General features: G+C 60.6%; 9 protein-coding genes. 2 read left to right on the plus strand and 7 right to left on the minus strand.

The window, feature by feature from the left end:
• Positions 1-255 (plus strand): transposase (locus F591_RS30995; protein ID WP_211217633.1); only part of this gene is annotated, 255 nt, incomplete at its 5' end.
• Positions 256-282: 27 nt separating this feature from the next.
• On the opposite strand, the gene F591_RS0125800 is transcribed toward F591_RS30995, so the two are convergent.
• The 7 genes from F591_RS0125800 to F591_RS0125830 all read right to left on the minus strand — a co-directional run bounded on the left by F591_RS0125800 (position 283) and on the right by F591_RS0125830 (position 8,188).
• Positions 283-507 carry a hypothetical protein gene (locus tag F591_RS0125800; protein ID WP_156829712.1) on the minus strand — a complete coding sequence of 75 codons (225 nt, stop codon included), beginning with the start codon at positions 505-507 and terminating at the stop codon, positions 283-285.
• A 317-nt stretch (positions 508-824) separates the two neighbouring features.
• Positions 825-2,180, minus strand: coding sequence for an ethanolamine permease (gene eat / locus F591_RS0125805; RefSeq protein WP_019537474.1), 1,356 nt, complete (start codon positions 2,178-2,180; stop codon positions 825-827).
• Between the two features lie 40 nt (positions 2,181-2,220).
• The gene (eutC, locus tag F591_RS0125810) at positions 2,221-2,943 is read right to left on the minus strand and encodes an ethanolamine ammonia-lyase subunit EutC (RefSeq protein WP_019537475.1); all 723 of its coding nucleotides are present in this window, start codon (positions 2,941-2,943) and stop codon (positions 2,221-2,223) included.
• A 32-nt stretch (positions 2,944-2,975) separates the two neighbouring features.
• A complete protein-coding gene (locus F591_RS0125815) occupies positions 2,976-4,340 on the minus strand; it encodes an ethanolamine ammonia-lyase subunit EutB (RefSeq protein ID WP_019537476.1) in 1,365 nt (454 codons plus the stop codon).
• A gap of 116 nt (positions 4,341-4,456) precedes the next feature.
• Entirely contained in the window at positions 4,457-5,935 is a 1,479-nt protein-coding gene (locus tag F591_RS0125820) for an ethanolamine ammonia-lyase reactivating factor EutA (RefSeq protein ID WP_245581140.1), read from the minus strand.
• 223 nt (positions 5,936-6,158) lie between these two features.
• Positions 6,159-6,731 carry an ANTAR domain-containing response regulator gene (locus F591_RS0125825; RefSeq protein WP_019537478.1) on the minus strand — a complete coding sequence of 191 codons (573 nt, stop codon included), beginning with the start codon at positions 6,729-6,731 and terminating at the stop codon, positions 6,159-6,161.
• On the minus strand, positions 6,728-8,188 hold the full coding sequence (locus F591_RS0125830; protein ID WP_019537479.1) for a sensor histidine kinase: 1,461 nt from the start codon (positions 8,186-8,188) through the stop codon (positions 6,728-6,730). Before F591_RS0125830 ends, F591_RS0125825 begins: the two co-directional genes overlap by 4 nt.
• A gap of 422 nt (positions 8,189-8,610) precedes the next feature.
• On the opposite strand from F591_RS0125830, the gene F591_RS0125835 reads away from it, so the two are divergent.
• A complete protein-coding gene (locus F591_RS0125835; RefSeq protein ID WP_040742609.1) occupies positions 8,611-9,966 on the plus strand; it encodes a sulfatase family protein in 1,356 nt (451 codons plus the stop codon).
• Positions 9,967-11,024: the final 1,058 nt, after the last annotated feature.

The following is an 11,024-nucleotide window of genomic DNA, read 5'->3' on the forward strand; positions in this document are numbered from 1 at the left end:
GCCATCTGGTTTGACCGCTGGCTGGGACAAGGGGAACATTTTCAGCATCCGGCAGTAGCCACCTGCATCAAAACGATGCGAAACTGGCGAACGGAGATCGTCAATTATCACTCCTGTCGGTGGACCAATGCGGCGGTTGAAGGAAGAAACAACCGAATGAAAGCCTTTCAACGCCGACATTACTTCACCCGGAACCGGGAACGTTACGTACAAGGACTTCTGGTCGAATGTAACCGTGAACGATTTGGTACATAAAGTCAAGCACTAACTTTGATGTTGAGCCTAAAAATGACTGACGTACTCGACGATCATCAGCAGCGCAAAAACGGCGATCGCCTTCAGCAGCAGCGGCAGCTGGATGCCTTGATCACTGATCGCCATCGTCGTCATATAATTGACGAGCAGCGGATAGGCCAGCACGGCCGCCGAAGCGAGCGCCGCGAACAGCAGATCGGCCGCCAGCGCTTTTTTATAAGGCTTGTAATAAGCCAGAAACCTCTTCATCATCGTCAAAACGGTCCACCCTCCGCAATTTGCGTATTGTGCCGTTAACGGCATTTTGACTTAATGGGGCATTGTTCCGGTTCAACCCTTGTACATTCCTTCTCATTTCGTCATCCCTCCCGCTATTTTTATTCAGGGTAGCACGGCACGAAAGGCCGACCAAGGGAAAAGTTGAGTGTAATCGTTTTCCCCGCAGGTTCGGCGCATACGTATCGTTAACCGCGTTCGGCATTTCTCCTAATGCCGCAAAAAAAGCTCCCCCGCAGCATTCTTCACTGCAAGGGGAGCTCTGCCCGAGCGTATTTGCCCAGAGGGCCGAATTACGGCCGTTCGGCGACAATCGTCCTGTCCGCCGCAACCGAATGTCTTCCCTTCATGGCATAGTATAGAACGGCGGCCGCGTAAATCGCCACGATAACCGCCCAGAGCGGAATGTCGACGCCGAGCACGGGCATCGTTTTGACAAGCATGCTGTAACGAACGACGCAGTACAGGAACAGCAGGCCGAGCGCCAGCGCAATGGCCGGGACGACGGGGAACGCGACCCGGAACGGGCGCTCGAGACCAGGCTCCTTGTATCGCAGAACGAACAGCGAAATCATGCTCAGGCAGTACATCAGCACCGCTCCGAACACGGCAAGCTCGATCAGGGCGCTGGCAAAGGCCGCCGAACCGGCGCACACGACGCCGATCGCTCCGGGAAGGAGCAGCCCCCATACCGGGACGCCATGGCGGTTCAGCCTGGACAAAAACTTCGGGAAGTACCCGGCGCGGGAAAGCGCGTAGGTTTGGCGGGAATAGCCGATGATGATGCCGTGCAGGCTGGCGATCAGACCGATCAAGCCGATCATCGTAACGGCAACGACCACCCAATGGCCTTCTCCGTATACGCCGCTCAACGCTTGCGGCAGCGGATAATCCGCCGGCTTCCCTTCGCCGCCGCCCAGTCCGGCGGTGACGAGCAGGGTCAGCACGGTAGCGGTCGCGAGCGTCAGGATGCCGGAGATAAAACCGCGCGGAATGTCGCGCTTCGGGTTTTCCACCTCTTCGGCTGCCATCGCCCCGCCTTCAATCGCGAGAAAAAACCAGATCGCGAACGGGACGGCGGCCAGCACACCGCCTGCGGCAAGCGGCGGCGCATCCGCGGGAACGAGACGGTCCAGGCTCACATGCGGCAAACCCGCGGTGTAAAACAGCGCGAGACCGACCAGAGCGATGACGGTAGCGATCAGCTCGATCAGCGCCGCTCCCTTCATGCCGACCATGTTGATAAGAATGAACAGAATGAAAATGCCGGTCGTCACCCAGACGGGGCTGGCGGACGGAATCAGGAAATGAACGTAGGCGCCGGTCGAAACCGCGATCGCCGGCGGCGCGAAGACGAATTCCAGCAGGCAGGCGATGCCGGCCACGTAGCCGCCGAACGGACCGAGCGCCCGGGCCGCGTAGGCGGAAGGACCGCCCGCGTTCGGTATCGACGTCGACAGCTCGGCATAACTGAATATGAAGCAGGCGAAAAAGGCGGTCACGAGCAGCGAGGCGATCATCATCCCGACGACGCCCCCCTCGGAAAAGCCGTAGTTCCAGCCGAAATATTGTCCGGAAATAACCATGCCGACCGCAATCGACCAAAGGTGAATCGGCTTCAGCGTTTTGCGCAGCGTTTGATGTTCCATATGACTCTCCACTCCTTTTTAGGTGTCGGTATTGCCTTGCTTAAACCTCCAGCTTGACGCCGCTGACCTTTTGCTCGATCATCTTGCGCAGCAGGGAGCCGATGTGCGCTCCGGCTTCCACCGGCGGCGTGCCGCCCGCATGAATGTTGGAGACGACCATTCGGTCGGAGTCCTTGCGGCCCGGCCGCGGGCGGTAGCACATATACGCGCTCATCGACGAGGCGGTGACCAACCCGGGACGCTCCCCGATCAGCAGTACGAGCGCCTCCGGCTCCAGCAGCCGGCCGATGTCGTCCATGACGCCCACTCTTCCGCCTTTAACGAAGAAGGGCGTCCCCTCCGCCAGCCCGTTGGCGGCCAACGAATCGCGCAGCGCGGGCAGCACGTCCGCCAGGTTGTCGTCGATCGCTTTGGCGCTCAGGCCGTCGGATACGACGACCTGCACCTGCGGCCTGTGCTCGCAGCGCCGAACGATCTCCCTGGCGCCGTCCTTCGTCAGCACCCGCCCGCTGTCGGGATGCTGAAGATAAAATTCCTTGTTGCGGTACTGCGTCTCCACCGTGAACAGGCCGAACTCGGCAAGCGCTGCGTCCTGCACCTCCCCATAGACGGCATCGACCGCTTCCGCATGATCGAGCCGGAATTTCAGCATCTCCTTCGTCAGCGGCCGCGTGCCGGCGCGCCCGACATCGAGCCTGGCCGGCGTCAGCTTCATCCATTCCCGAAACCGGTCGGCTCCCCGATTCCCTCCCGCTGCATTCATCGCTTGTTCCTCCTTTATCGCTTGTCATCTGCTTAAAACATGAACCGCCTGGCATTGCCCGCATCCGCCGTCAGCCGTCCTCCGGCCAGAATGCCGGTCTTCTCAAGCCACTGCTCGAAAGCGGGCGCAGGGCGTTTGCCGAGCGTTTCACGGATAGCCGCGATGTCATGGTAGCTCATCGACTGGTAATTGAGCATGCAGTCGTCCGCCATCGGCACGCCGATGATGAAGTTGACGCCGGCTGTCGCCAGCAGAACGCCGAGCAGCTCCATGTCGTTCTGGTCAGCCTTCATGTGGTTCGTGTAGCAAATGTCGACACCCATCGGCAGGCCGTGCATTTTGCCCATAAAATGGTCCTCCAGCCCGGCCCGGATCACCTGCTTGCTGTCGTACAAATACTCCGGACCGATGAACCCGACGACCGTATTGACGATAAACGGCTTGAACCTGCGGGCCAACCCGTAGCAGCGCGCCTCCAGCGTCACCTGGTCGATGCCGAAATGCGCGCCCGAAGACAGCTCCGAGCCTTGCCCGGTTTCAAAATACCAGCGGTTCGGCCCGTCCGCCGTTCCCATCTCCCGAATCAGCGCGTCCGCTTCCGTCAGCAGCTCCAGGTCGACGCCGAATCCCCGGTTGCCCTCTTCGGTGCCGGCTAGGCTTTGGAACAGCATATCCGCGGGGGCGCCCTCCTTGACCGCCCGCATCTGTGTAGTCACGTGGGCCAGCACGCAGTTCTGCGTCGGGATATCCCAATACGCGATCACCTCCTGCGTCGCATGCAGCAGCGCCTTCATCGCCTCGGTCGTGTCGCTCACCGGGTTGATGCCGATGACGGCATCTCCGACTCCGTAGGCGAGCGCTTCGAACAGCGAAGCTTTCATGCCGGCGACATGGTCGGCCGGATGATTCGGCTGCGCGCGCGAGGCGAGCGTTCCCCGCTGGCCGATCGAAGTCCTGCACGTCGTGATCACTTCGATTTTGGAGGCTGCCTGAATCAGATCGAGATTGGACATCAGCTTGCACAGCGCCGCGATCATCTCGCTCGTCATGCCCCGTCCCAGCCGAAGCAGCTCCTCCCCGTTCGTCTCCGTGCGAAGGACGTATTCCCGCAGCTCGGCCACCGACCATCCTTTGATGGAATGATATATCTCCTCGTCCACCCCCTCCTCGATTGTTCGCGATACTTCATCCTCCTCGGGAGGGAGCGGAGCAAAGGCGCGTATGTCCGCCAGCAGGCAGTCGGCCAGCAGCGACTTGGCCGCGATCCGCTCCGTCATATCCGCGGCGGCGATGCCGGCCAGCCTGTCGCCGGACCGCTCCTCATTCGCCTTGGCGAGCAAATCCTTAAGGTCGGCGAAGCGGTATTCCTTTCCCCGCAGCGTCGTATGAAGCTTCATATGGTTTCCTCCTTCGTGCCGTTGGCCTGACGCCTGCGTCGTTCGGCCTGTTGGCTGTTGCCGTTGGCCCTGTGCAGTCATTGTCAGGCCGCTTTCCATTTTCGTCCGGTCCCGCCTTATCCGCCGAACACCAGGCTTTTGACGACGACCGGGACGACTTCTTCCTTGATCGGTTCGCCTACATCGATGTAATCTCCCTCCCGCGGCGACAGCTGATCGAGGCAGACGAGCCTTGCGCGCTGCGTCTCCTCCAGCTTGGCGAGCAGCATGTAACCCAGCGCCTTGGCCATGTCGCTCTCGCAGACGAAGAGCGGCACTGCCGCGCGAAGCGGCTCCGCGGCGTATGCCGCGGCCAAGGCGTCCGTCAGCCGCTGCAGCCGGCGGTACGAGCAGTAGCCAGCGGCGCGGAGGCAGAGAGCAAAGGGCGGATCGCCGCCCGCTCCGGCGAAAGCGGCGACGCCGCCGCGGACGGCGGCAAGCGCGCTTTCCCGGAGCCTTCGGGCATCCTCGGCGCCGTCCAGCGCTTCCGCCGGCACGTCCCAGACAACGACGGGCACATCGCGCAGCGGCAGCACACCTGGGCTGCAGTACATCGTAGCGCCGCCGATTTCCGTCGTCTGCGTGCCTGCCCCGATGACCGTCGCCCTCGCCGCAGCCGGCGCCGGCTGCACAGGCATCGGAAGAGCTCTCGCCGCCGCCGCTAGCTCCGCCGCCAGCAGCGGGCCGATATCTCCGTGCCGCGCCGTCTGCCCGATTGTTTCCGGCGGCGGCTCCTCCATCAGGGCGCCGATCCCGCCGGACACCCGGATCTCGTCCGGCGCCGGCAGAGCGCTTGCCGGATCGCCAACAGACAGCTTCCCGGCCGCAAGCAGCGCCCCCGGGTCGCCGCTCACGCAGCGGAACAGGACATCCGCCATCGACCGGCACAGCTCCCGCAGCTCGGCGAACGTCGCGCTCGCCCCCGCTTCAGGAAGACGCAAGCGAACGCCCGGCTCAGATGCCCACGCACGGAGGGCGGGGGCCACGTACAGCACCCGGCCGCTCTGCTCCAGCCGGACCAGACGCCCGCCGATATGGAACGTCGCAGTCGCGATCAGCCTTCCGTCGCGGAAGTATGCAGTATTGGCCGTACCGCCGCCGATATCGACGTTGGCTACGACGCCGTCCGTCTCCAGCGAGCGGCGCAGCGCCCCGGAGCCTTTGCCCGCGAGAAGCGACTCCAAATCCGCGCCGGCGGTCGCTACCACGAATTGCCCGGCATGCCGCGCCAGCGCGCGGGTCAGTTCCTCGGCATTCCGCTTGGTGGCCGTCTCGCCGGTCACGATGACGGCGCCGGTGCGGACGCTCTCCGGCCGCAGCCCCGCTGCCGCGTACTCTGCATCGAGCAGCGCGGCCACGGCGGCGACGTCGATTTCGTCCTCGCCGAGCAGCGGGGTCGGAAAGACCGGGCTGGCGTACTCGATCACCCGCTCGGTAATCTCGTACCGCGGCAGCGCAAAGCCGCCTGACGTGAGCGTCAGCCTTAATCGGGACAGCAGCCATTTGGTCGTGCTGGTGCCGAGATCGATGCCGACGCTGGTAATCCATTCGTCCAATATGCTCTCCCCCTTCGCCAAAGCGTGCAGATTGCAGATTATGAAAACAAAAAAGACGCCATGAACCGGCAGCCCGCTGCTTTCGCGCGTGCGGCGCGAGAGCGGCGGCTTCTGTCCGACCAAAGCGTCTTTGCTTTGAAAACCCGTTATTCACTTGTCGCTCTTACCCATTGTAAAGCGTAATGCCGCTAAACACGCAGCCCTTGCCCGCAGACCGCTTCAGCTAACCGCCGAACTCCCGAATGACGGCTTCGGCCGTCTTGACCAGGGCAGCCCGTTCGCGCATGCTCCGGCTGCGCAGCGTTGCGTAAGCTTCTTCCTCGCCGATGCCCCAGCGGTTCATCAGCAGCACCTTCGCCTTGTCGACGACCCGCCGCTCCTCCATCTTGTCCTTGAGTCTGCGCACGTCCGCTTCCAGCTTGCGCAGCCTGCGCCTCTGCTCCAATCCGATCTCTACGGCGGTCAGCAGGCCGCCTTCGGTAAAAGGCTTCGTCACGTAGCCCGAGGCTCCGGCTTGAGCCGCGCATTCGCTCCATTCCCGGCGGTAATGGGAGGTCAGCAGGATGATGACAGGATCGTACCATTTGCGGAGCTGGCTTGCCGCTTTGAGACCGTCGAGCTTCGGCATGTGCACGTCCATAATGACCAGCTCGGGCCGAAACTCGTACGCCAGCTTCACCGCCGCCTCGCCGTTGCCCGCCTCCAGCTTCGCCTCGTACCCGGCCTTCAGCAGTATTTCCTTGACATCCATGCGAGTTATCGGCTCGTCATCGACGATCATGACTGCAATGCTCATAACTCGTCCCGCCTCTGCAGCGGGAACGTGACGTTCATCCGCAGCAAGCCCGGCCGAATATCGTGACGGACGCTGCCGCCGAGCGTTTCTTCGGCGAGCTTGACGATCAGGGTCAGCCCGAGCGAACCGCTCTCCGTGCCGCTTCCGGCCAATTCGCCGCCTGCCTGCGTTCCGGCGGCCCCCTTGCTGCCCGCTGCGGCGGCCAGAATGCTCTTCGCCCGGGCCAGCCCCGGAGAGTTCGTCCGCTCTTCCCAGACTAACTCGGCTTCTTCCCCCGCTTGCCGCAGCGCAACGGCGACGGCTCCGTTGCCGTCCCGGTGCGCCGCGTGCTTAACGGCGTTCTGAAGCAGCTCATTGACGATCAGGGCGAGCGAAGCGAACCGCTCCGCGCTCATCTTAACCGATTCAGCCCGGATCGACAGGGCGAGCGGCCGCTCCGGCCCCGCCAGGAAGGACAACGCTTCTTCCGCCAGCTCCTTCAACAAGGCGCCGGCATCCACCGTCCCCGCATCTTCCCGCGACAAAAAGCGGTGAATGCGGGCGACGCCTTCGACCCGGTGCAGGCTTTCCTCGAACATCGCGGCGACGGCCTGGTCCCGCTGCCTGCGCTGCTGGAGCCGCAAGAGACTGACGATCGTCTGCATCTGATTGTCGACGCGATGGCGGATTTCCCGGAGCACGACGGATTTCGCGCGAAGCTCGCGCTCCTTGTCCTCCATTTCCGTCCGGTCGCGAAGCAGCACGATATTCCCGGCTAACCGCCCTTGCCGCTCCAGCGGCACCCTCCTTCGAGTGTAGGAGCGACCTCCGATCCGCAATTCGTCCTCCGGCATCCCCGCGTTGGCCACGACCGCTCCGCCGCAGTTCAGCAACTCCCGGCCCCGTTCGTTGGCGTAGCGGACTTGGCCGCCGTTGTCCACGAGCACGATCGCTTCTTCGAACAGGTCCGGAATTCCGCTGCGGGTGAGCGATTCTTCGAGCATCATCTCGACCAGGTACGCGTTGGACTGCTCCAGCGACGCTATGCAGCGTTCGCGCTCCACCTCATCCGTAATATCCTGCTCGTGAATAAGCACGGCGATGGTGCCGCCTGATGCCCCCCGGATCGGAACGACCCGCTGGCGGATAGGAACGTCCTCCTGCGATAGCCCCCGCGCATCCGTGACCGGACGCCCGGTGCGAAAAGCCTCGAACACGCCGGGCTCGTTGGCCGGCAGCGCCAGCGCGCCGATCACGTCTTTTCTATATAGCGACGGTATCCACGACGACTTGCCGTGAGCGACTACAATGGCCACGTCCCCGTCCTTGCCGAGACAGTCGATGAACACATCCCCTTGCGACAAGTCCGCCATAACATCCAACTGCAAGGCGAGATTGGCTACGATCGGAATATCGTCCTGCGACAAATGGGTGAATCGCTCGCACAGCGTCCACACAGCAGTCTGATTCGCGTTCATCTTGATCCGCCTCTAGTACATGTTATATTTCATAACCTAAAACATTGATTTTTTTTACTATTATAAAACCACCCGCTCAATCATGTCAATATACATAACATTTCCTCTGACATTATGGCATTGGATCTGATTCGTTTTAAGATGATGCCGGCCGCGGGAGCCGCCGAATACTCTGATGCAAGCGGAACAGTCGATCTAACAGGATTTCCGGTTCAGTTGTCGAAATAATAAGAAACTTCGGATGCTAAGGCAAAAGAATTTTTCAGGACTTAATCATTGGAAAGCGTGCAATCGGCAAATGAACGTACGACAGCCCATTGCAGGCGTTTACATTTTGACCCAATGCAGCCTTGCTTCCAACCTTTGGGGCAAGTTGCGGCAATGGTGCCTATTCCAATCATCAGAAAGGATTGATCATGGTGATGACCAACAGCAGCAGCCGGCGGCAGCCGAACGTCATCGTCTTCTTCACCGACCAGCAGCGCTGGGATACGACCGGAGTGCACGGGAATCCGCTCGGGTTAACCCCCCATTTCGATCTGATGGCCCGTCAAGGAACGCATCTCGAGTATGCATTCACCTGCCAGCCGGTATGCGGTCCGGCTCGCTCGTGCCTGCAGACCGGCTTGTATGCCACAGAGACCGGATGCTACCGCAACGGTATCCCGCTTCGTCCCGAGCTGCCGACGCTGGCGCATTATTTTAACGAGGCCGGATACGAGACGGGGTATATCGGCAAATGGCATTTGGCTGCCACGGGGGATCAGCCGGTACCGGACCGCTTGCGGGGCGGGTATCAATATTGGCTCGCCGCCGACGCGCTGGAGCATACCTCGGATGCGTATCATACGATGCTGTACGATAACGACAATCAGCCGGTAAGGCTGCCCGGCTATCGGGTCGATGCGCTGACGGATGCGGCGATCCGTTACATCGATCAGCGGAAGGATAAGCCATTCTTCCTCTTTCTCTCTTACCTTGAGCCGCATCATCAAAATCACCGCGACGATTATCCCGCTCCGGACGTATACCGGGATGCCTACACGGGGAGATGGACACCGCCGGATCTGGCCTCTCTAGGCGGTACGGCGCATCAGCATCTGGGCGGATATTACGGCATGGTCAAGCGGCTCGACGAAGCGCTCGGCCGAATTCGCGATGCGCTGCGCAGCCTGCAGCTGACGGAGGATACCGTCATCCTGTTTACCTCGGATCATGGCTGCCACTTCAAGACGCGCAACGGAGAATACAAGCGCTCGTGTCACGAAAGCTCCATCCGCGTGCCCGCTGCGCTGTACGGGAGCCGTTTTACGGGCGGAGGGCATGTTACGGAGCTTGTCAGCCTGGTCGATTTCGTGCCGACGCTGCTCGATGCGGCGGGCATCCCTATTCCCGACCATATGCAGGGTCGGTCTATCGGGCCGCTGCTGCGGCGGCAGGCGGCAGATTGGCCGCAGGAGGTTTTCGTGCAGATCAGCGAATCACAGGTAGGCCGCGCGGTGCGGACCCGCCGCTGGAAGTACGGTGTCGTCGCGGAGGGTCTCGACGGGACGAAGCATGCTTCCTCTGCGCGTTATACCGAAAAGTATCTGTACGACTTGTACGCGGATCCGTACGAGCTGACCAACTTGGCCGGCTACGATTCGTACCGCGGCATTGCCGATGAGCTGCGCGACACGCTGATCCGCCGTATGACGGAAGCCGGCGAAGCGGCCCCGCATATCGAAGCGGCATCCCCCGTCCGATCGGGACAACGGCGGATCAGGGAGCATGAGTGAACGGCGGCCGTAGAGCCGCGGCTTAGGGAATATGAGTGAACGACAGCCGGTAGGGCGGGAATCGAACAACTTGAATAAGTGGCGGCCGGAAGGCGGCGAATCGGGGGAACGCAAGTAAGCAGCAGCACGCAGTTCAGCGAACTGTTATTCCCTTTGACCGGAAACGGTGCCGTGCTGCGGCCGGCCAAGTTTCCGGCCGATTCGCTGGACCGAATGAGGTCTGGGTAAGAGCAATCCGGAAATAACGTATGGAGATGCGGGTTCAAGTTCGCTACGCCCCATCTGTTCGGACCCGCTGTCTCCTTCGTTCACGTTATTTTCTGAGCAAGATACTAGTATGTGTAGCTTAATAGGCAAAGCCTCATTAGTTAGGAGACCGGCTGCCGTCATGCAGCGAAACACCGCACGATAGGAGTCGCGCACGATAGGAGAGAGCCGGATCTGCTAATGTAATAAAGCCTTGCGAAGGCTTTATTGTGCTAAAATTTGGATGCCTGTGGAAAATAACGGTTTGCAGAGGCGTTATTTTCTGCGGAGACGCCCTTTTCGGTACTTGGCAAGCGGCTTCCTCACTAATAAGACCCTGGGAAGGCGCTATACTGCACAATTTCAGCGAAATACCGCGAATAAAGCCTCGAAAAGGCGTTATCGCTCTCTCCACTAGTAAACTCCTCTGCCCCCGGTCTTTAGAAAATTGTGGGGAGAGCTCGCGCCATTGAAATAAAGCCTTGCGAAGGCTTTATTGTACTAAAATTTGGTTACCTGTAGAAAACCTGAATCCGTGAAACTTCTCGCTTAAAAAACGAGAAAATTGAAGGAAATACGTATACGATGGAGAAAAAGTAGGATTATAGCCCAATTCTACTTTTCACCGTCGAGGTACATCTATGAAAATCCAATTTGTGCGATCCAAAGAGCTCATTCTAAGCACTCATGCGGGGCTGGCTACGGTCGGTGCCCTGCTTGCCCATACCAAGTTAACCAAACGATTGAACCATTCGGTGATCAAAGAGGTTGAACATCCGTTCCACTCTCACGCGGATGTGATGAAAAGCTAC

This window comes from Paenibacillus ginsengihumi DSM 21568 (genome assembly GCF_000380965.1).
Lineage (GTDB): Bacteria > Bacillota > Bacilli > Paenibacillales > NBRC-103111 > Paenibacillus_G > Paenibacillus_G ginsengihumi.